This is a genomic window from Bradyrhizobium sp. 160 (assembly GCF_023073735.1).
In the GTDB taxonomy this organism is placed as follows: Bacteria; Pseudomonadota; Alphaproteobacteria; order Rhizobiales; family Xanthobacteraceae; genus Bradyrhizobium.
Genome location: NZ_JADPKD010000013.1, coordinates 270,464 through 290,328, shown reverse-complemented (window position 1 = coordinate 290,328; position 19,865 = coordinate 270,464). Strand labels below are relative to the sequence as shown.

At 61.9% G+C, this 19,865-nt stretch carries 15 protein-coding genes; 3 read left to right on the top strand and 12 right to left on the bottom strand.

From position 1 onward, the window contains the following. Positions 1 to 5: 5 nt before the first annotated feature. Positions 6 to 1,922 carry an efflux RND transporter periplasmic adaptor subunit gene (locus IVA98_RS07555; RefSeq protein ID WP_247354588.1) on the bottom strand — a complete coding sequence of 639 codons (1,917 nt, stop codon included), beginning with the start codon at positions 1,920 to 1,922 and terminating at the stop codon, positions 6 to 8. Between the two features lie 216 nt (positions 1,923 to 2,138). Here IVA98_RS07555 and IVA98_RS07550 point away from each other — a divergent pair, with 216 nt between their 5' ends. Then, complete coding sequence (locus tag IVA98_RS07550; RefSeq protein WP_247279019.1) at positions 2,139 to 3,026, top strand: efflux RND transporter periplasmic adaptor subunit; 888 nt, start codon at positions 2,139 to 2,141, stop codon at positions 3,024 to 3,026. A gap of 1,111 nt (positions 3,027 to 4,137) precedes the next feature. Then, complete coding sequence (locus IVA98_RS07545) at positions 4,138 to 4,710, top strand: transglutaminase-like cysteine peptidase (protein WP_524536352.1); 573 nt, start codon at positions 4,138 to 4,140, stop codon at positions 4,708 to 4,710. Positions 4,711 to 6,138: 1,428 nt separating this feature from the next. On the opposite strand, the gene IVA98_RS07540 is transcribed toward IVA98_RS07545, so the two are convergent. Beyond that, positions 6,139 to 6,483, bottom strand: a complete 345-nt coding sequence (locus IVA98_RS07540; RefSeq protein WP_247298839.1) for an H-NS histone family protein — start codon at positions 6,481 to 6,483, stop codon at positions 6,139 to 6,141. Between the two features lie 946 nt (positions 6,484 to 7,429). Between IVA98_RS07540 and IVA98_RS07535 the strand changes: the two genes are divergently transcribed. Further along, complete coding sequence (locus IVA98_RS07535) at positions 7,430 to 8,122, top strand: response regulator transcription factor (protein WP_247298841.1); 693 nt, start codon at positions 7,430 to 7,432, stop codon at positions 8,120 to 8,122. A 31-nt stretch (positions 8,123 to 8,153) separates the two neighbouring features. Here IVA98_RS07535 and IVA98_RS07530 read toward each other — a convergent pair whose 3' ends face one another. From IVA98_RS07530 to IVA98_RS07480, 10 genes are all read right to left on the bottom strand, one after another. Beyond that, positions 8,154 to 8,405, bottom strand: coding sequence for a hypothetical protein (locus tag IVA98_RS07530; RefSeq protein WP_247298843.1), 252 nt, complete (start codon positions 8,403 to 8,405; stop codon positions 8,154 to 8,156). Positions 8,406 to 9,435: 1,030 nt separating this feature from the next. Further along, positions 9,436 to 10,227, bottom strand: coding sequence for a Crp/Fnr family transcriptional regulator (locus tag IVA98_RS07520; protein ID WP_247298845.1), 792 nt, complete (start codon positions 10,225 to 10,227; stop codon positions 9,436 to 9,438). 650 nt (positions 10,228 to 10,877) lie between these two features. Then, entirely contained in the window at positions 10,878 to 11,933 is a 1,056-nt protein-coding gene (locus IVA98_RS07515; protein WP_247302292.1) for a UDP-glucuronic acid decarboxylase family protein, read from the bottom strand. An 11-nt stretch (positions 11,934 to 11,944) separates the two neighbouring features. Then, the gene (locus IVA98_RS07510; RefSeq protein WP_247302290.1) at positions 11,945 to 13,069 is read right to left on the bottom strand and encodes a CgeB family protein; all 1,125 of its coding nucleotides are present in this window, start codon (positions 13,067 to 13,069) and stop codon (positions 11,945 to 11,947) included. Next, positions 13,066 to 14,154: a CgeB family protein gene (locus tag IVA98_RS07505; protein WP_247302289.1), complete on the bottom strand. Its 1,089-nt coding sequence runs from the start codon at positions 14,152 to 14,154 to the stop codon at positions 13,066 to 13,068. Before IVA98_RS07505 ends, IVA98_RS07510 begins: the two co-directional genes overlap by 4 nt. Next, positions 14,151 to 15,281 carry a CgeB family protein gene (locus tag IVA98_RS07500; protein WP_247354586.1) on the bottom strand — a complete coding sequence of 377 codons (1,131 nt, stop codon included), beginning with the start codon at positions 15,279 to 15,281 and terminating at the stop codon, positions 14,151 to 14,153. The genes IVA98_RS07505 and IVA98_RS07500 overlap by 4 nt, the downstream gene beginning before the upstream one ends. Beyond that, positions 15,278 to 16,390, bottom strand: coding sequence for a glycosyltransferase family 4 protein (locus tag IVA98_RS07495; RefSeq protein ID WP_524536348.1), 1,113 nt, complete (start codon positions 16,388 to 16,390; stop codon positions 15,278 to 15,280). The genes IVA98_RS07500 and IVA98_RS07495 overlap by 4 nt, the downstream gene beginning before the upstream one ends. Beyond that, positions 16,387 to 17,673: a TIGR04295 family B12-binding domain-containing radical SAM protein gene (locus tag IVA98_RS07490; RefSeq protein ID WP_247354585.1), complete on the bottom strand. Its 1,287-nt coding sequence runs from the start codon at positions 17,671 to 17,673 to the stop codon at positions 16,387 to 16,389. Before IVA98_RS07490 ends, IVA98_RS07495 begins: the two co-directional genes overlap by 4 nt. Then, on the bottom strand, positions 17,670 to 18,734 hold the full coding sequence (locus tag IVA98_RS07485; protein ID WP_247302281.1) for an NAD-dependent epimerase/dehydratase family protein: 1,065 nt from the start codon (positions 18,732 to 18,734) through the stop codon (positions 17,670 to 17,672). The genes IVA98_RS07490 and IVA98_RS07485 overlap by 4 nt, the downstream gene beginning before the upstream one ends. Continuing rightward, on the bottom strand, positions 18,734 to 19,846 hold the full coding sequence (locus tag IVA98_RS07480) for an NAD-dependent epimerase/dehydratase family protein (protein WP_247302279.1): 1,113 nt from the start codon (positions 19,844 to 19,846) through the stop codon (positions 18,734 to 18,736). Before IVA98_RS07480 ends, IVA98_RS07485 begins: the two co-directional genes overlap by 1 nt. Between the last annotated feature and the right edge of the window lie 19 nt (positions 19,847 to 19,865).

Genomic DNA, 19,865 nt, shown 5'->3' with positions numbered 1-19,865 from the left:
CCCTCTCACGGCAGGTACTTCCACGCGGCAAGTCGCAGCCAATCGATGATAGGATGCAGCCAGATCCACGCAATCGGGCGTCGTCCGGAATTGATCTTTGCAACGCCTTCCATCCCGGGGCGCAATGCAAGGCCCGCTTCCGAGAGGCGAGCCTCAATCCGAAAAGCGTTGCGTCCCTCGTCGGCGAGCGTAACCGGCGTGATCTTGTTCAGGGTCATCGGCACCGGTTCGCCGGGCCTGCCTGCGAGTGCAACGGTGCCGCTCTGCCCGACCGCCACGAAGCGAACGTCACGTTCGTCGACCTGAACGATCAAACGATAGGAATTGAGTGGCGCCACCTCGAACAGCGTCTTTCCCTTCTCGACGGGAGAACCGAGCATCTGGCTCAGGTCGCCCGAGACGACGACACCGTCGAATGGAGCGAGGATCCGGGTGCGCGCGAGCTTCTCTTCCGCGAGTGCCAACTGCGCCTCCGCCTGCCGGATCTGCGGTTCCAGTACCACGAGGCCGTTGCGATTGTGCTTGGCGAGCGCCTCGCGATCGCGTTGAAGCAGCTTGTCGAGTTCGGCGCGCCACTTCAACCGATCGAGAACGAGATCCCGATCGTCAAGCTGGGCGAGAAGGTCGCCCTGCCGCACCGTGTCGCCAGCTCGTGCCGGGGCCGCTCGAACAAATCCGTCGAACGGAGCCACAGCTGCGCGCTGTACTTCGCCCTCAAGCACCGATTTCGCGGTGACGCGGTGCTCGCCTTTCGCAAAGACCAACGTTAGCGCAAGCACCATGACACTGCCGACGCAGAGCTTGAGGGTCGGCCGCCGTGCGCCGAACAGTGCCGCGCATCCGTCGCCGATACCGTCAATCACACGTCCGCCCAAGAGCCGGTTCGCCCGCAGTTGCAAAGCGATCTGAGGTCCCAGCAGCGCCGCGATCCCCTCTACCAACTTCAGCGTGTCGTCCGTAAAGGGGTCGGCGCGGTGACGTTCGAAAGTGAGAGCGCCGGCCGGTTCTCCATAAGGGCCGGCCAGTATAGCTGACATCGTCGACGAGCCGGACGCCTTTGCTTCCTCCGCCAGTGCCCGATGGGCGATGGCCACGACGCGTCCCATCGTCGGCAATGGCGGATAAACGACGCATCCACGCTGCTCGATCGCCTCTTCCATTGCGCTCTCGATCGCATTGGCGAGGCGGCTCTCGCGTTTGAAGCTAGCCGAGAACGAAACCGCGCGCAGGCAGATTGTACCATTACGACGGATAATCCCTAGCGATACGCGCTCGCACCGCAGGCGGGTTGTCAGCTCATTGACCACCGCGATTCCCATACCGCTCAGCCGCGGCTGCGCGTTCACTGTGACCAGGAGGTCGAGGCACGATGCCGCTCGCGTTACGTCAGACGAGAGATCCTTAGTGTGCCTGGCCCAAGGCAATGCCTCGAGCCAGCCCGCACCCCAGCGCAATTGCTCCGCGACGATCGCCGGGGTGACCAGGGGCTTGGCGGCCGTCGTCGTCAATGCGATGGCTACAGCCGCAATCGGCTCGTTCGTAGTGCCGAGCGGCAGGGCGACTATCAAGGCCACAGGTTGCGCGGGCCTGGAATCAGGACCGACGCGACCCGGAGCAATGACCAAGCGGCGTTCCGCGTAGGCGGTTTCGGCCAGGCGCATGAGATCGCGGGCATCCACATCCCGAGGCGGCCACGTTACCGATAGTAACGGAGCAGTTGAATCAACCCGCCGCAGGAGCAACAGACCCGCTGACACGCCGGCAATCCGGCTGCATTGCAGCGCCAACCAGGCCGAAACAAATGTCGCTTCGTTTCCCGCGTTCAGCAATCCTTGCCAGTGCGGCGATGTCGTCGCATCTGCGGGCACCTGCCGCAATTGCGGGGCGGGACCCCCGCTTGCTGTCAAGTCGGGTTCAGACATGTGTTGTCCACAAGAGCGCCGACCAATGACTTTGGTAGTGTTGTCGGAGGGTGGCAGTCATCTTCCGCCAATCCATCGGCTATATTATTTTTCGAATTATGCCATTTTAAGTTAATTAAATCCAATTAATATTATATACGAATAGCGCGGAAGCGGAATTCGATGGGAACTCGCATAATGCGTCCGATTGAGGGAATTGCCCGCAGAGCTCAGCGGATGAACTACGTCGTTTTGTGCTTGTACCTACCGGTGGGGATCTTGCTTGCCGGTTCCGGTGCAAGGGCAGAGACCCCAGAAATCTCGACGGGGGAGCGAGAATTCAATTGCGTGATCGAGCCGCAACAAACCGTCAAGCTGGCGAGCCCCACAGTCGGCATGATCGCGCGCCTCGATGTTGATCGCGGCGATATCGTTCGGGAGGGCCAGATCATTGGCAAGATCGAAGATGGAGTCGAGGCCGCAACGCTGGCGCTCGCGCGGGCCCGTGCAACCAATGGTGCTCCCGTGAAGTCGGCCGAAGCCCGCGCGCAGTTCCTGCGTCAAAAACATGAGCGTTTAAAGGAGCTTCATACAAGGTCCGTCAGTCCACTCGCTTCACTCCAGGAAGCCGAAGCGGAGGTGCAGGTTGCCGAGCAGCAACTCAAGGAGGCGCAACTCAACAACGAGCTTGCTCGTTTGGAAGTCGCGCACGCCGAAGAGGTTGTGAATCAACGCGCGCTGCGTAGTCCGATCGACGGCGTGGTGGTCGAGCGGCTTCTCGTTCCGGGTGAATATCGAAATGACCAGAGCCCAGTCCTCACCCTCGCACAGATTGATCCGCTGAGGGTCGAAGTGTTCGTGCCCACCGCATATTTTGGTCAGATCCGTGCCGGCAGCAGAGCCAAGGTGCGACCGGAGCTGCCCATCGGGGGCGTCCATATTGCCTCTGTCACCGTTGTCGACCGCGTCCTCGACGCCGCCAGCGGAACGTTCGGGGTGCGTCTGGCCTTGCCAAACCCGCGTTTGGCGCTGCCTGGGGGAATTCGCTGCAAAGTCGCATTCGTGCTGGAGGGCGGCAATCCGGCTCTGATGGCTGGTGACGCGCCATCATCCTTTCAAAAATAGAGTGCGTCGATCATCGCGAGAGCCTGAGCGGTTGATTCTGGTGAGGCCGAAGTGCGGTTTACTAAGTCTCTGCAGGAAAAGTTTCGCTTGTATTAATTTAATGGCGCCATTATTGAATTGGAAATTTAATATGACGCTGAGTTCTGTCGGAGACGTCGAGTTCGTCGGCGAGATCGAACGCGATGGCAAGCCATCGTGGTCGGGGCAGGGGCCCCATTTGGGCACGCGTCCTGTAGAATCCCTCGTGAGACAATCCGCGCGCTCCCGATCTACTCGGACGCCCTCGAACGCGAGATCCGATTGGAGCGGCACCTCATTCTGGAACGGCTCGCCCCCGCCCTACGCGCACAGATTTCCCGCCGCGAGCGCATTACCCACTGATCAAGGGACCGCCGGTAGATTGCCGGAGGCGATCGAAAAGGCGCAGCCGTCAGGATCGGTTAGTGGGGTCAAATCGGCTGCCTTGACAAACAACGCGACCAACACTCGACATCGCCGGTCCTGATCGTCCAACCCGAGCGTCCGGATCGAACCCGGATTCCAAAGCTCCGCAGGCTTCTGTCAGGCGGTGGCCTGCGAGAAGCGATGGTGCTGGCGATTTCGACTCGCGTCCCCGCCTTGCGCACAAAATTCGGCGCACAACCGCGGACCGAGTGCGCGGCGCTTCCCTGTTGTAAAAAATATGCTGCTGATTGCAGCCATTCGCTTGGCGGGCGAAGTCACCGCTACGATTGTCGTCTGACCTATGAGGGGGACGAAGTTCGGGCCAGCGCTCCTTCGGCGCCGTCCGCCCGATAACAGCGCGACGCTCGCGACGCGAACACAACCGTCGGTGACAGATGGCATAACCGCGTAAGGGCAGCAGCGCTCCCGGAGAGAAGCAACCGAGGCGCATTTGAACCTGCTTGTCCACTGGCAGGCCGAGCGTTTTAGTCCGAGGCGCAATAATCGGATTGTTATTTTCGTTGCTAATTATATATATTAAATATATTTAAATGGGCGAATTAATCGCGCAGTTCTGCCCATAGCCTGGCTGCGACTGGATCCGAACCTCAGTAGGGATCGGCAGATGTATCGAGTCTCCGGCTCCGTCTTGGTTATAGCGATCGCCATGATGGCCGGAGGTACTCCATGGGCGGGGGCAGGACGCCTGGCGACGCCTACGCCTCCTCAAGCGGCACTAGGGCGCATCGAACTTGGACGGCCCACACTTCCGCCTCTGACGTACACGATGTTCTGCCTGCGCTACGAGGCCGAGTGCCGCTCGCGGCGGGGCTTCCGCGGCGGTCCAGTCCGGCTGACGGAGGAACGGTGGGCGGATCTCTTAGAGGTCAATGGTCTGGTCAACTTGTCCATTGTGCCTGCGCCCAACCATCTCGGCTTAGACGGCGAGGCGTGGAGCATCAATCCCGATCGCGGGGACTGCAATGATTACGCCGTAAGCAAACGTCACGAACTCCTTCAGCGTGGCTGGCCGGCGCGGGCCTTGCTCCTGAGCGAGGTCATCGTCAGTTCTGGAGAGCATCATTTGGTGCTGCTCGTGCGCACCCGGAGCGGCGATCTCGTGCTCGACAATCTTGCTTCAGAGATCAAGCTGTGGTCGCGGGTCCCCTATCGTTGGGTTCGCGTACAAATGCCGAGCAGCAATCAGCTGTGGTCGACGATCGACCGCGGAAAGGTATAAATTTGGCCGAGCCAGCACAAGGCAATCACCATTTCCTTTCCACGACTAAATTAGTAACCTGTCGCGAAAGGCGCGGAGCCTTTCGTCGGGACCGACCAGGAGCCCGATCAGGCACACGGCCGAGTGACCACTACGAACCGACCGTTCGATCGGCCAGTCCCATCGAGCGCCGGGTTGAGTGTGAGCTCGGTCGAGGCCTTCGGGCAGGAGGGGGGGGCAAGCACCTCGAAGTCTCCCGGTATGGCGTTTGCCGGGAGGACTTAGGTCATATTGAAGGGGAAATTCATTTCAACGTTGCTCTTGTTCCAAGCTCCGAACAGCGAGCTTGATCGCGTCTGTCGACCTGCCCGCTGGCGTCGATCCGGCTTCCAGCCCATAGCTCGTTCGCGACCGGTCGCGGTGAGATCTGGAGGTCCGCCCACCAAGGCGTCTTGTTACCATTGCGGTGTAGCTCTTCATCTTGACGATGCGTACGGTGAATTCGTCGCTGACCTTGCAGGCGAACTTGACGCGGCTAGCGTGGGACGGAAGCTGTTTGCAGACCAGAAAGGCCTGAGCGCGAAGGAAGAGCGATCCGCCTTGCTGTGCTTGCGCGATCTGGGCGAAGGGGAGTCCAGCCTCAGCGCTCAAACTGGGTGGACGCTTTTCGCACCGGCCTGCCAAGGTTCAAGAGGAGGACTATTCTCGGTTGGCCATGAGTCTGAGCGGCAGCTTTTTTGACTTTGATCTGGTTGGCGGCTGCGGGGCGCCGCCTCCTGAAGCGAGTTCTTCAGTCGCAGGCGGCCGAAACTAGTAGGAGACCCGCGCCGGTACCGCCGAGCTGCGCGTCCTAAGCTGCGTAGGGGCCCTACGTTCCGGCTTCTTCAAACCGCCGCGCATGGCCGAGAAGTTTAGTTTAAGGTGGTGGGATGAAGGGTCTCGCCGGCCCGCCGACGGTGAACCTTACCGCGGCCGATCTCAATTTCCCCATCTTCCTCGGCGATCGCCGCCAGATCCAACAATCTCGAGCAGGTAGCCGCTGACATCGTTGAGGTGAACGCGTTGCATGACGACGGTGATGACGCCTTTTGTCGTCTAACCGCGACCTGAGCGTGTTGGAGAACCACAGGTTGATGGCGTCCGGCTTCTGCGGATCATCGATAATGAAAATACCGCCGCCTGGGCGCTGGTCGCATCGTTTAGTTCAGGAGGATGCAATTCGGCGATTGTTATCTCGCCGGACGCTTGAAGGATTCGCGGTGTTTGATGTTGCTGCGATCGACTGTCTATTTGATCGAGACGTTGTACGGAGGATCCGCAAAACATCATCGCTGCTTGTTCTCCGACCCTCAGCGCGGGCTAGATCGGCTTCAACGCGAGCGTCGCCACACAAGCCGCCGAGAGACCGCGCGGGGTCGTCGGCGCGCGACGATAGCGCGGCGGCGCACCTCAGCCGGCCCGGCGGCGCCTTTGCGCGGACGAGCGATCGATCAGGAGATCGTTTAGCTTCTTGCCGGCTCGAAGCTGCGCTTTCAGCCATCGGGGCTGCTTACCGCGACCAGACCAAGTTTCGGACGGATTCTTCGGGTTCCGGTATTTCGGCAGCACCGGCGGGTAGGGGCGGCGCGGACGTTCCTGGGTCTGAGTCGGACCGGCGGTCCCCTCAATCTTACGAAGCCGCTGTTCGAGCTTGGCTTTTTCAGCAGTCATCCTGCGACTGAGGACGGTCGTGACCTCATCGTAAAGCCGCCACAGCTCGGCTGTGGTCATGTTTGCCCAGTCGTCCTTCTCCATGGAAGCCGTCCCCAACTACTTCCGAACCTACACAGGAGGGGGATTATCAGGTCAAGCCGGGGTCGGGCAAGCGCGATGCGGGCGCGCGCGGCGCCTGTGTGCAACGCGGTACCTGGTGCTACCGATTGGGCCCGTGCCTCCGACCGAGCGGTCGCTTCCCTGGCGCCCTCCGCCCGTGGGCTCGTCGCCTGGGCGCAAGCAATCGCTGCTCGGCCTTCAACACGCGACTACGTAGGTTCTGCAATTCGGTAAATTGAACGATTAGGGCCTGATGTGTTTGACGCAAAATAGCGGAAGAATACATGTGACCACCTACTCATGCCAACGATGACCCCGCGGCCGCTCATTGAAGTTGCTGAATTGACGGAATCAGCTCCAACTGGGGACCGGGTTTTCATCGGTGCTACACGGGCTGCGATCAAACGCAGCCAAATTCTGTGTTTGATTGCCATCCTCGCTTTGGTGAATAGTAATACTTTTCTTGCCCTCCCTCCGGAAAGCGAGGCTTTTCGAATGGCCTCGCTTCAGTGAAACTTCGTCGAATGTTAGATTCGAATCGTGAATGACCCTATATATCGTTCGTAATAACCGGCCTTGGCGAAGTTAGATGGATGTTGACCATAATGACAACGCAGCCGATCGGGTGCCGATGACATTCTCCGAGAGAACTTGTAGATCGAATCTACCAATCGTTGTGAAAAGAATGGCGCTTTCGTCGAGGAATTCGCGGTTTTAACCTTGCGTGGAGCACCGCATTCTTACGGTGCTGCACGCATTCTCTGAGCGAGTTACGCTAGCGCGGCCATCGAGCGTTGCTGCTTCGTGCTGTCTCAAACCTAAGCCTTGCGACGTTATGGCCGAGCTGATTGGTCATGCCTCGCGCGTCTCAAAGGAGATGCCGGATTAAACGGCTGCACGGGGGGTGTTAGCTACAGGCAAGGGAAGCATGCGCCGCATCAGAGTTGTCATCGCGGATCGACACCCGATCGTCTTACAGGGAATCCGGAGCGTTCTTGCGACGCAGCGTGATTTTACGATCGTTGCGTCGTGCAGCGATGGTGCAAGCTGTCTTGAGGCAATCCGATTTCTTGTGCCGGACATCACGCTTGTCGATGCTGGACTGCCCGATGTGAGCCGACAGCAGATCCTCGCTCTTGCAAACACTGTAGGCCCAGCTGTCCCGATAATCTTCTTCGCGGGTATCGCGGGCGACATTGAGCTACAGAGGCTGGCCTTGGATGGCGCCTGCATCATCCTCCCGAAGGACGCGAGTCCGGAGATGCTGGTCGCAACCCTGCGGAAGGCTGCTCAAGCCGTAGCAGCAGGCTTGCCGAGCACCGGGAACGGCAACCAGGAGCCCCGTGCCGGCGAGAAGAAGCCGCTGACACAACTGACGGACCGGGAGCGCCAGATCATGCGGCTCGTGTCGGAGGGGCTATCGAATAAGGAAATTGGGCGTCGCTTGAATATTGCCGACGGTACGATCAAAGTCCACCTTCATCACATCTTCCAGAAGCTGGATATCAGCAATCGTACAGTTCTCGCGGCATTGGCGATTTCGCGAAACGAGCTGCATACAGCGCCACGTGAGCCGGATCCCCCGGATCTGTTGCGTCAGGATCCGCCCAGCGTGAAATGACGAGGACGCCTGGAGGGTGCGCGGGGGCGCGCTATGGTGGCGCCAGATGCTCAATCATATTGCGGCAAGCCCCTTCAGCCTCGGCCAACGTTCCAAACGGCGAGCCGCCAATCTTGATTGCAGCTTGGTTCTTGTGGAGCGGACGCCAACTCGCCAAGTAGCCGTTGCGTCCGTGAAAGCCCGAACCTCCGGGGCTTTCAAAACTGATCACGAACGAGAAGCCGTGGCTGCTCGCGCTCCAGATCTCCATGTCCCGGACGGACCGGTGGAATTGCAGTGGCATCACAAAGATCCTTTGCAGCCGAACTCGCGCTCGGCCAGTTAAACGCAAATTAACTATATTAAATGCCGAGGCGCAACTCAAAATTCGCGCAGCAAGCTGCAATGCGTCGGGCGCGCCGAGAGGAAAACACGGAATTTCAGCGTTCTGTCGGCGCGGCGCACGTTCAGTAACTCCCGCCGGGCCAAGGAACATTCCTGGTTGAAAACGTATTTAATATATAATAGGGTATTTAAAGTTTTAATTCGAGGAGAGCGTGTCGTGACCCGGGATGGTAATGAAGATGACGACCGGCGGGCGTTTTTGAAAACCTGCGGAAGATTTGCAGCCGTGACGCCCCCTGTCATGACCCTGCTTCTGTCCACTTCCCTGACCTCAAAAGCCATTGCAAGTTCAGGCGGCCTGCACGGGGGAGGCAGAACGACAGGGGCCAGTCGTTCTTCGACAACGACCGGTCGTCCGCGGCGGGGCCGGGGAACTCGAGCGGAGGGTCATCTGGGGGCGGCGGAGCAGCTGGCGGTGGTGGAGCAGCTGGTGGTGGCCCTGCTGGATCATCTCGTGCCGGACGGACATCCGGCGGTGGCGGCGGTAGCGGCGGGTCCGGTGCTGGCGGAGGCGGTGGCAAAGGGCCGTTCGCGACCGGCGGGAGCTCTGGAATTCGAAGCGCGGATGGTGGGGTCGATTGCGCAGACGAAGAGAAGGAGGAAAAGCGCAAGGCCGATTGCCCCAGAGCTGATACTCGGATTTCGAGCGCAATCGAATCCAGCCGGTAGGAGTCTTCTCAGCCCATGCATGAGCGCGATGGGCCGCCGTGCGGCCAGCAACACTGGGCCTTTGCTCCAGCATGCTGAAAGTGTGGCCGAAAGCGCGTTGAGCAAGCTATGGTTGGCTTCGGCCGAGGGCTCGGACCCTAAGCCGCCAAGGTTCTGAGCTCGCTTGCGCGCAGGATTGGGCGTTTGCAACGACAGAGTCCCGCGCACTTTTGCCAAAATTGCGAAGGTACACGGGACCGGTTCGCGAAAGCGAACCGGCTCTACGAGCTTGTCCCGGCTATTCGGCTACCGGGCAAGTGGGAGGCCCGTCGCGCTGGCCCCCCATGAACGAGTCCGACCGCGCCCTGCGAAACTATCCGATCGATTTTGCGGCTCATGACCTTGTAGCACTCGCATGCCACGGCTTCGAGCCGCGGCCGATCAATCTCGAGCTGGCCGCGCCGATTGGATTTCAGCGCTCTTGACGCGCGCATTGTGCTTACGACATGTGTGACGGTGGTGCGGCGGACGCCCAGCAATTCCGACAATGTTTCCTGGGTCAACGGGAGGAGATCGCCTCCATTCGACCGGTCGTGAATGTGAAGCAGCCAGCGCGCCAGGCGGGCTTCGACGGAATGCAGTGCATTGCAGGCGGCTACGTGCTGAAGCTGCGTCAACAACGATCTCGTGAAGACCTGCACCATGGATGTGATTGGAGGGCTGCGATGTTGCGCTGCCAGAAATTGCACCGGCGAGATCTGCAGCGCGAACCCAGGTATGCGAACGACTGCCGTCGCGGGCGAATTGGATGCGCCAAGCGCTGACGTCAGGCCCACAGCCCCCTCGTGGCCGATGATCGCTGTGGCAACTGTCTGGCCGTTCGGCAGCGCCATGATAGCGGCGATCGCGCCGCTCAGGGGGAAGAGAAGATGTTCGACCCGGTCGCCCGATCGGGCCAGCACGGAATCGCGCTCGATCTCGACTTTCCGCAAATGAGGCGCAAGCAAAGCAAAATCTGCTGGCGGCAACGCTGCTAACAACCGATTACCAACTCTGGTCGCGTGGTCCATCATGGGATTGGTCCCCGACGGATGCTCGGCCTAGGACTCATGCCGGTTTGTCGAGCTGCTCTGCAGAATGACAGCTCAACGGCAAGCCAACTGGCCGCCACAGATATGGTTCCTATGATGGATGGTGAGCATGCGCAGGACCCACAGCCGCACGCTGTAGCGGAGATCCTATGCCTCTGGCTTCAGCTGGCGCTAGGCAAGGCCGCCGCGGACATCACACCGATCGCATCAACCTTGTCGCGAGCAGGCTGCGCGAGGGCAGAAGAGTGTCCTCGCCAGGGAACGCTCTCCGAACCAGCTCTTCGACCACGATTAGAGAAGCGCAAGACGCCTGCAAACGCGCTCTGAATCACCCAGTGTCCGTATCGAACAACCTCCAGAATAGTTTCTGGCCGATCGGACTAACACTGGTATGAATGTGCGGCTATGCCCATCTTCTGCCAGACAATCCCTGGGACGCGATCGGCAAGTCATTGATGGTCTTCAACCCGTTGCTATCTCTTAATCAGCGCGTCCCAGATTCGAGGCCTGATGCGCCCACGATTCCATGGCTTCGCCCCCAGCTCGGCTGTTTCGCGTGGATACTAGACTTTGATGGGCTGAGCGGATGTCGCTTATCAACGCGATCCGATCCAACGAGAAGCGCGTTGATCTTAATCCGCGATCTTAAGGAGGTCGCGCGTCGGACCTCTCCTTCGCCGTGCAAGAGCCGGCACCAGCGTCGGTGACTCATCCGCGATGCGCAACGCGAAATAGGCGATCGTCGCCTGAAGACCGTCCTTCAGCGCGACGCGCGGACGCCATCCCAGAAGTCGCGCGGCGGTGTCGATGACCGGCTTGCGACGCTTCGGATCGTCCTTCGGCAGTGCCACGAAGCGGAGTGGGGAGGCCGATTCTGTGTACGTCAGGACCTCCCGGGCTATGGCCTCGATCGTGACCTCGTGCGGATTGCCGAGGTTGCAGGGGCCGGTCACCGAGGCCGGGCTTTCCATCAGCAGCTGAAGGCCCCGCACCAGATCGTCGACGAAGCAGAAGCTCCTTGTCTGCGTGCCGCCGCCATAGATCGTGATCGGCTCGCCGCGCAGCGCCTGCACGATGAAATTGGAGACGACACGGCCATCGTTCTCCAGCATGCGCGGGCCATAGGTGTTGAAGATGCGCGCGACCTTGATCTCGGTTCCGTGCGTGCGGTGGTAGTCGAACATCAGCGTCTCGGCGGCGCGTTTGCCCTCGTCGTAGCAGGCCCGCGGCCCGATCGGGTTGACGTTGCCGAGATAGGATTCCGGCTGTGGATGCACCTCCGGATCGCCGTAGACTTCGCTCGTCGAGGCCTGCAGGACCCGGGCGCCCTTGCGGCGGGCGAGCTCGAGCAAATTGATGGTGCCGAGCACGCATGTCTTCATCGTGCCGACCGGATCCTTCTGGTAATGCCGGGGTGAGGCGGGGCAGGCGAGACTGTAGATCCGGTCGATCTCGTCGTCGATCTCGATCTCCTCGCGCACATCATGCTCGATGAAGCGAAAGTTCGGATGGTTCAGCAGCGGCCTGATATTGTCGATTGTGCCCGTGAACAGGTTGTCGAGGCAGATCACCCTGTTGCCGCGTTGCAGAAGCGAATCGCAGAGATGAGAGCCGATGAAGCCGGCGCCGCCGGCGATGAGCACTGTCGGCGAGCGACGGAGCGTGGGAATGCGGGTCTGGAGTGTCATGGCAAGCTCCCTCAGAGTTCGGCGACTTGAACCGGTCGGCCAGCCGGTAGCCGCGCCGATTTGCGGCGGCGGCGCGCGGTTGCTTCGGCGCAGTAGAGCTCCAACTGGCGGGCCCGATGGTCGGAGGTGTGATCGGTCAGAACGCGGCGGCGCGCGCTCTCGGCGATGGTGCGTCGACGTTCCTCGGGCATGTCGCGCAGGATCTCGATGACGTCGCGCGCCGTTGAGGCCAGCAAGATTTCCCGCGACGGCTCGAAGATGGTCTCGATCCCCGGCCATCGGTCGGAAATCACGGGCGTGCCGCAGGCGGCAGCTTCGAACAGCCGAACGCTCGGCGAGAAGCCCAACGCGCGCATGTCGGCGCGGGTCGCATTCAGGGCGAACCGCTGCTCCGCGTAAAACATCGGGTGCTGCTTTGGCGCGAGGTGCTCGATCCGCATGACATTGTCGGGCCAGGCGATATGTTCAGGATATTGCGCGCCCGCGACGGCGAATTGTTCGGACGGCAGCATCCGCGCCGGGGACAACAGCAATTGTTCAAGGACGGGCTGCCGGTCCTCGCTATAAGTCCCGAGATAGCCAAGCGCCCATTTCGTCTGGGCCTGTTGCGGCACGTAGGCGTCCGCGTCGGCGCTGCAATAGAGAACCCGTGCCATCGGGCTGCCGTAACGCGCCTCGATCATGTCGGGCACCGGGCCACCGGCGAATGATAGATAGAGGTCAAAACGCGGGATCATCGCAGCGGAGAGATAGTCGAGGCCCCTGTCGAGTCTCGCCAGCGTCACCGGCGTGTCGATGTCATAGAAGGCGGTGATCCCTCGCGCCTGGCTCATGATCCATTCGGAGATGGCGATACCGTCGGGCACATAGGAGCCGATGATGACGAGGTCGGCGTCCCGGATCAGCTTTCCGAAGCGGCGAGGGATATCCTTCAGCGACTGATAGAGCTCGACAGTCCACGACGACGGCTTGGTGAGGTCGCGATGCTCGCGATACCAGGCGACGTCGCGCTCCAGGAAGGTGACATGGTGGCCTCGTCGCGCGAGGGCCTCGATCAGGGCGCGATAGGTCGTGGCGTGACCATTGCCCCATGATGACGTGACCGAAAGACCGACGACGACGATGCTAAGGTTCATTCTGCTGCCTCGATGTGCGAGCTGCTTCCGACGAAGAGATCGTTGAATTGGCGGGCGCGGTGCCGGTAGGTGTGTTGGCTGAGAATGTGCGCGCGGGCACGGCTGGCGATCGCGGCGGCCCGATCAGGGCTGAGGGCGCCGAGATGGCCGGCAATCTCGGCTCCATTCGCGGCTACCAGCACTTCGCGATCCGGCTCGAGGAAATGGTCGATGCCGACCCATTGATCGGTGATCAAGCAGGCGCCTGCGCCGATCGCCTCGAATATCCGCGTCGGCGGCGAGAATCCGTAGCGCGCCATGCTGTCGCGATTGACATTGAGCGTGGCAAGACCGGAGCCGAAGAATGCGTTGTGCTCGCCGGTGCCGACATGCCCGACCTTTCGGAGGTTGCGGGACGTATCCTTGGTCTCCCAGCCGGAGCCGCCGAGAACGAACGTCTTGTCCGGCAACTGGCGCGCGATGTCGAGGAAGAAGTGCTCGACGCGCTGCTCGCGATCAGGCAGGCGATTTGCCAGCAGGCTGAGATCGCAGGTGAAGTCCGGCTTGGGCGGCGATGGAAAATGCGTTTCGGGGTCGAGGGCGTTGTAGATCGGAACGCAGTCTCGCGCACCAATAGCGCGGTAGGCCGATACGACGCCATCGCCGCCCCCGTAGGTCAAGACCATATCGTAGGATGGAATTGCACGGCGCAGATGATGCTCCGGATCGTTTGTCATCGCTTCGAGCGTGGCGGGAGCATCGACATCCCAGTAAATGCGCATGGTTCGGGAGGGTAAGGCAGCAACGGCGGTCTCCAGCTCCTGATCGAAGACGCCGACGCCACTGGCCTTGATCAGCATGTCGGCCGATCGCGCGGCCGCATCGAGCGAGCCGCGCCAGCCGTCGGCGGTCGCGGGGTAGACGACGACCCTGGCCCAGTCGGGGTCGTCGATGTCGCGGTGGGCCTGCCGCTCGAAGGCGTCAGGCTCGAAGAAGGTGACGTCGTGTCCGAGCGCCGCAATCTGCTTGAGCATGCCGCGATAATAGGTGGCGGCGCCGTTCCAGTAGGACGAGACAAGGCTGGATCCGAAGAAGCAGATCTTCATGCGGAGGCTCCGATGTAATGCAGCGGCTGTGACGAGCTATCGGAGGCACGAACGGCCTCCACGATGCCCACAAGCTGTTGTGCGCGATGACAGCAGGTATGGCGCTCCTGAATTGTCCGAAGGCCGGTCTCCACCATCGCCGAAGACAGCTCCCGATCGTCGAGAACGGCGCGGAGCGCGCGCTTCATCTCCGCGCCGTTGGCCACCTGGAGATAAGCGCCGTCCGGAAACAGGCTTTCCGCATCGGACCAGGGCGCCGAGAGCAGAGGAATGCCGCAGGCGAGGGCCTCGAACACACGGATGGTAGGGATGCCCGGAAGCGACCGTACATAGGGCCCGCGCGGGACGTGAATGGTCGCGCGCGCGCCGGCGAATGCCACCGGAGCCCAATGCGCAGGCAGCCAGCCGCCGTGGCGGATACCTGTGGCCCGGATGGTCTGGAGGGCGGCATCCGAGTAACGCACGCCATAGACGCTCGCGCGCAAATTCAGTTCGGCAACAGGCTCGACCAGGAATTCGTTGAGCTCAGTGCTGCGTTCGCCGTCGCCCCAATTGCCGATCCAGACCAGATCGTCGGTAGGTTCGACATTCGGCAGCGGGTGGTACAAGGCGACGTCGGCGGCTTCGTGCCAGGTATAGGCCCGGTCGGCCCAGCCGAGCTTCACGTAGATCTGGCGAAGCACCTCGCCGAAGGCGAGCACGCCGTCGAATGCGTCGAGGTCAAACTGTGCAAGTTCGTCCGGCGCCGTAATCGCACGATGATGGGTATCGTGGAACAACAATGTGAAGGGAGCGCCGTGCGCGCGCCTGTGCCCGATCTGCTCGATCACATCGGGCGAGTTCCATTCATGCACGACGACGAGATCGGCGCCATCGAGCGCTTCGTCGAAATCGAGCGAGGCATCATAGCGACGAATGGAAATACCTGGGAAGAGCTGTCCGATGTCTTGCAGGACCTCGCTGCCGCTCTCGCGGATGGCATTCAACCGACTCCAGCCGTCGATCGGCTCGAAAACGACGACCTCGTGACCAAGCGCATGCAGCTCGCGGGCGTAGCCGCGCAGGAAATGAGCGTTGCCATTGTTCCAGCAGGAGGTGAATGCGTGGTAGAACAGGACGCATTTCATGCCCGCACCTCGATCTGGCCGGCTTGAGGTGTCGTGCGGTTGGCAGCGAGCAGCCCTTTGTAGAGCTTCAGATAAGCGCCGGTCGTGCGCGACAGCGAATAGGTCAGGGAACGCTCGTAGGCGGCGCGTTGCAGCCGTTCTCTTCCGAGATCGTCCGCACAAAGTTCTGCGAGAGCTCGGTGCAACGCCTGACTATCGCAGGGATCGAAAAACAGCGCGGCTCCGCCCCACAATTCCCGGAACGTCGGGATGTCCGACAGCACGAGGGCGCAGCCGGCGGCGGCTGCCTCCAAAACGGAGAGGCCGAACGGCTCATAAAGTGCTGGGCTTGCAAAGATCGCCGCGCACTGGAGATGTCCGCGCAAGGCGCTGTGCGGCAATTGCCCAAGCCAAGTGACGCCCACGGACGGATCTGCTTCAGCGGGTCCTGCGACCTGAACCGGCCAATCCAGATCCGGTGCAGCCGCAGCCAACACTCCGATGTTCTTGGCGTGATCCCACAGCCGGCCGGCCCCGAAGATCAGCTCCTGCTTTCGAGTTGAGAGGTCTCCAGCAACAATCCCGTTCCAGATCACGGTGCCGGGAGACCGTGGCCGATAGATCTCCACGATCTCATCGTGGAACGACCGGCTCGGGCAGACCCAAGCCTGCGTGCTGTTGAGCGCCGCCGCCACCCGTTCCGTATAACGCGCCCAACGGGGCTCGCCGAGCCAGGCCGTATCCCGACAGGCCAGCGCCCATGAGTTGACGCAGGAGTGCGCCACGAGAACGGTTGGCGCACGCCACGACAGGGTTGCCTCGCGGAAACTGTTGAGGTGGACGATGTCCGGCCTGAACCGTGCTTCGAGCCCTAGAAGGACACGCCTGGCATTGAGGAGGTCACGCCCTTCCGGGTCCTGCCATTCCAAAGCGAGGTCGGTTTCGATGAGGCGGACCTCCGAGCCGTGCAGCATCTCGCGCTGGTCGGCGCGCGCGGATGGACCCATCGTCGCCAGCGTCACGTGGGCGCCCGCGGCGGCAAGGCTCGAGGCGAGAGCGCAGGAATAGGTCCACACGCCACCGACAGTGTCGGTCGTCATCAGGATTCCGATGTCCGAACCGCGGCTCATGGCGCAACCGGATGTTCGAGGGCGTCGAGCGGGACCGGCCGATCGTTCTGCACGTCACTGAACTGGTCGAACATCCCGAGATAGTGCCGATGCGCGCGCTCCCAGGCGAAATCGTCAGCCTCGCCCCACAGCTTTCGGTAGTCCGGCGAGCCGGGGTAGGGATAGAGCGGGACCGGGTCGTTCGCCCAGATGCCGGCATCCTGCATCTTGCGGCGCCAGCGCTGCACTACGGGATCGTCGTCCTCGGGGACCTCGATCAGATTGGCCTGCACGAAGGGGACGTAGCGTCGGGCTTCGACCAGGCGGTCAGCGAGCTGGTCGGTGGTCATCTTGCAGTTCTTGGCGAGTGCCGCGCGGCCCTCGACGGTGAGACTTTCGATGCCAGCCTCGATCGAGACGCAGCCAGCGCGACCCAGCAAAGCGAGCATGTCCGGCTTCCAGAGATCAATGCGGGTCTGGACACCGAATTTGAGGCCGCGCGTACTCAGCCCTTCCAGAAGTTCTGGATTCGGAAGGAAGATTTCGTCGATGAAGTAGACATATTCGACGCCTTGGCCGCGCAGTCGATCAATTTCGTCGAGAATGATCGAGGGCGGCCGTTTGCGGTAGGCGTTGCGGAAATTCTCCTTGGCGCAGAACGTGCAATTATAGGGGCATCCGCGCGACGCCTCGACCTCCGCGCCGGGGCCCATCGGTTCGGCCTCGAAGCGATGATGGTGGTGACGATGCCGCCGGATCATCTCGTCCGGCCAGTCGAGCGCTGGCTGATCCTTGAAGTCGACCGCCTGCGGGCCGCCATTGACCCGGACCGAGGCGCCGTCCGCCAAGCACAGGCCGGGGAAGTCCCGCTCCCCGTTGGCCAGCCGCAGCAAAGATGCTTCGCATTCACCCATGACGATGATATCGACCGCGAGCTTCCTCAGGGCCGCTCGCGGCGTGGTCGAGCCGTGCGGGCCGACGGCGACCAAGACCGGTGCAAGATCCCGTACCGCCAGTGCAAGCTCCTGCGGAACCCGCAGCTCCGGCGGTGCGCAGCGCCAGAACAGGTAGGTCGGTGCCGTCGTGATGACAATCAGGTCAGGCTTGAAGGCGCGCAGCTCAGCCTCGACGTCCCGCAATGTCAGATCGAACATGTGCGCATCGAGCAGCAGCGTCCGGTGCCCGGCCGCTTTCAAATAATGCTCGGCGATGCCGAGCTCGAGCGGAAGGTGGGGGGACCGGCAGCCGAAATAGATGCTGCCGCCAAAATCCCATTTCGGATTGATCAGGGCGACGCGTGTCATGCGAGAGCCTCGCGGTTGCCCCGAGTTGTTCCGAAGCGGCTGTCCAGCCAGGCGTGAAGCGAGCGAAGGCCGTCGGCGACCGAGACCTGCGGTGCCCATCCGAGGGCGGTAGACAGCGCCCGGGTGTCGGTGACGTACCAAGGCTGATCGCCCGGACGCCAATCGGCAAAGCGGTATGTGACCTGATGGCCCGTCAGTTCGGCAATGTGGTCGATCAATTCCCGGAGGCTGATCGCATTGGCTGGTCCGCCGCCGAGATTGAACACGCGTCCACGCGCCAGCGAGATCCGGTCGAGTACCGCGAGCCAGGCAGAAGCTGCATCCGACACATGCAGCGCGTCGCGGACCTGATAACCGTCGCCGTAGATCGTCAGTGGTTTGCCGCGGATCGCGCTCAGCAGGAAATGTGCGATCCAGCCCTGGTCCTCGGTGCCGAACTGGCGCGGCCCATAGATGCAGCTCATGCGCAGCACCACGGTCTGTAGCCCGTAAACCCGCGCATAATCGTGGACGTACTGATCCGCCGTCCCTTTGGAACAGCCATAGGGGCTGTAGAAATCGAGCGCAGCGTTCTCGGAGATGCCTTCGGCCAGCAAGTCGCTGGTGGGCGTATAACGGCGGCCGGTGAGTGCGATCTCGCTGTCCTCGATCAGGCGGCCATAGACCTTGTTGGTGGAGGCGAACACGACCGGAGCGGTGCTGTTGTGCAGCCGAACCGCTTCAAGCACGTTCAGGGTCCCGCGCGCGTTGATCTCGAAATCGGCGGCGGGATCGCTCACGCTGCCCGTGACGGCGACCTGAGCCGCCAAATGCAGCACCGCGCGGGCCTCACGTACGGCATCGATCACCGGGATCGGCTCACGAATGTCGGCCACCGCGATGGTGATGAGGTCGCGATGCCTGGATTTCAGCCATTGCGCGTTCTCGCGCACGCCGGCGCGGGCCAGATTGTCCAGCACCAGTACGCGCTCGCCGCGCTCCGCCAGCCGGTCGGCAAGATTGCAACCGATGAAGCCGCAGCCGCCTGTGATCAGAACCGGCCTGTTGTCTCGCTCATTCATCACGCAACCAATCCTCGTTGCAGCAGCTCCTGGGTCGCCCGCTCGGCCTGGTCGTCGGCGATCTGGTCTGCGAGATATTCCGCGAGCTCCTCCAGGCCGTCCCTGAAAGCCACATGCGGCTCGAAGCCGAGAAGGTCGCGCGATTTGCCGATATCTGCGAAGCAGTGCCTGATGTCGCCGGCGCGGTATTTCCGCGTGATCTCGGGCGCGATGTCGCTCCGGCCCATGACCTCGGCGAGGTCCTCGGCGACGGACAGAATGGTCCGGCTTTGGCCCGAGCCCACGTTGAAGACGTCCTGCGTCTGCTCCACTTCCAGGGCGATGCGACAGGCGCGGGCGACGTCGTGCACGTGAACAAAGTCGCGTCGTTGCTCGCCGTCCTCGAAAACAAGCGGCGGCCGACCGTTGAGGAGCCGCGCGGCGAAAATCGCGAGTACGCCGGTATAGGGATTTGACAGAGCCTGGCGGGGACCGAACACGTTGAAGAAGCGCAGCGCCAGGGTCGGGATGCCGTAAGCCTTGCCTGTAATCAGGCACATGCGCTCCTGCGCAAACTTGTTCAATGCGTAGACCGAGCTCAGTGACGGCAGCTTGTTCTCCGGCGTCGCCACGGGGACGAGTGGGTGACCCGCGCTGTCGCGCAACTCCCATTCCCCTCTGCGCAGCTGCTCGATCGGCCGTTCGTCGCAGGCGACGACGCTTTGATCGGGCCTGCGATAGAGGCCTTCGCCGTAGATGCTCATGGAGGAGGCGACCACCAGCCGTTCGACCGGGCGCCTCGACACCGCCTGGAGCAGCACCGCTGTGCCGAGCTCGTTGGTCCGCACAAAAGGCTCGATGTCGTACATGCTCTGGCCGACGCCGACGGCGGAAGCGAGATGCAGGACCATGTCGGCCCCGCGCAAGGCATGTTCGACCGCAACGCTGTCGGTGACGTCGCCAACGACGAGCTCGGCCTCATCGGCGAGATAGGACGGGCGCTGGCGATTGCCGCCGTGGACCTGCGGCGAAAGATTGTCGAGCAGCCGGACCTCATAACCGGCAGCGAGCAGCATGTCGGTTGCATGCGAGCCGATGAATCCCGCGCCTCCAGTGATTAATACCCGCGTCATGCACCACTCCGTGCCGCCG

Coding starts and splice junctions, on each gene's coding strand:
- IVA98_RS07555 (WP_247354588.1), bottom strand. CDS start 1,922: ATGTCTGAACCCGACTTGACAGCAAGCGGGGGTCCCGCCCCGCAATTG.
- IVA98_RS07550 (WP_247279019.1), top strand. CDS start 2,139: ATGAACTACGTCGTTTTGTGCTTGTACCTACCGGTGGGGATCTTGCTT.
- IVA98_RS07545 (WP_524536352.1), top strand. CDS start 4,138: ATGATGGCCGGAGGTACTCCATGGGCGGGGGCAGGACGCCTGGCGACG.
- IVA98_RS07540 (WP_247298839.1), bottom strand. CDS start 6,483: ATGGAGAAGGACGACTGGGCAAACATGACCACAGCCGAGCTGTGGCGG.
- IVA98_RS07535 (WP_247298841.1), top strand. CDS start 7,430: ATGCGCCGCATCAGAGTTGTCATCGCGGATCGACACCCGATCGTCTTA.
- IVA98_RS07530 (WP_247298843.1), bottom strand. CDS start 8,405: ATGCCACTGCAATTCCACCGGTCCGTCCGGGACATGGAGATCTGGAGC.
- IVA98_RS07520 (WP_247298845.1), bottom strand. CDS start 10,227: ATGATGGACCACGCGACCAGAGTTGGTAATCGGTTGTTAGCAGCGTTG.
- IVA98_RS07515 (WP_247302292.1), bottom strand. CDS start 11,933: ATGACACTCCAGACCCGCATTCCCACGCTCCGTCGCTCGCCGACAGTG.
- IVA98_RS07510 (WP_247302290.1), bottom strand. CDS start 13,069: ATGAACCTTAGCATCGTCGTCGTCGGTCTTTCGGTCACGTCATCATGG.
- IVA98_RS07505 (WP_247302289.1), bottom strand. CDS start 14,154: ATGAAGATCTGCTTCTTCGGATCCAGCCTTGTCTCGTCCTACTGGAAC.
- IVA98_RS07500 (WP_247354586.1), bottom strand. CDS start 15,281: ATGAAATGCGTCCTGTTCTACCACGCATTCACCTCCTGCTGGAACAAT.
- IVA98_RS07495 (WP_524536348.1), bottom strand. CDS start 16,390: ATGAGCCGCGGTTCGGACATCGGAATCCTGATGACGACCGACACTGTC.
- IVA98_RS07490 (WP_247354585.1), bottom strand. CDS start 17,673: ATGACACGCGTCGCCCTGATCAATCCGAAATGGGATTTTGGCGGCAGC.
- IVA98_RS07485 (WP_247302281.1), bottom strand. CDS start 18,734: ATGAATGAGCGAGACAACAGGCCGGTTCTGATCACAGGCGGCTGCGGC.
- IVA98_RS07480 (WP_247302279.1), bottom strand. CDS start 19,846: ATGACGCGGGTATTAATCACTGGAGGCGCGGGATTCATCGGCTCGCAT.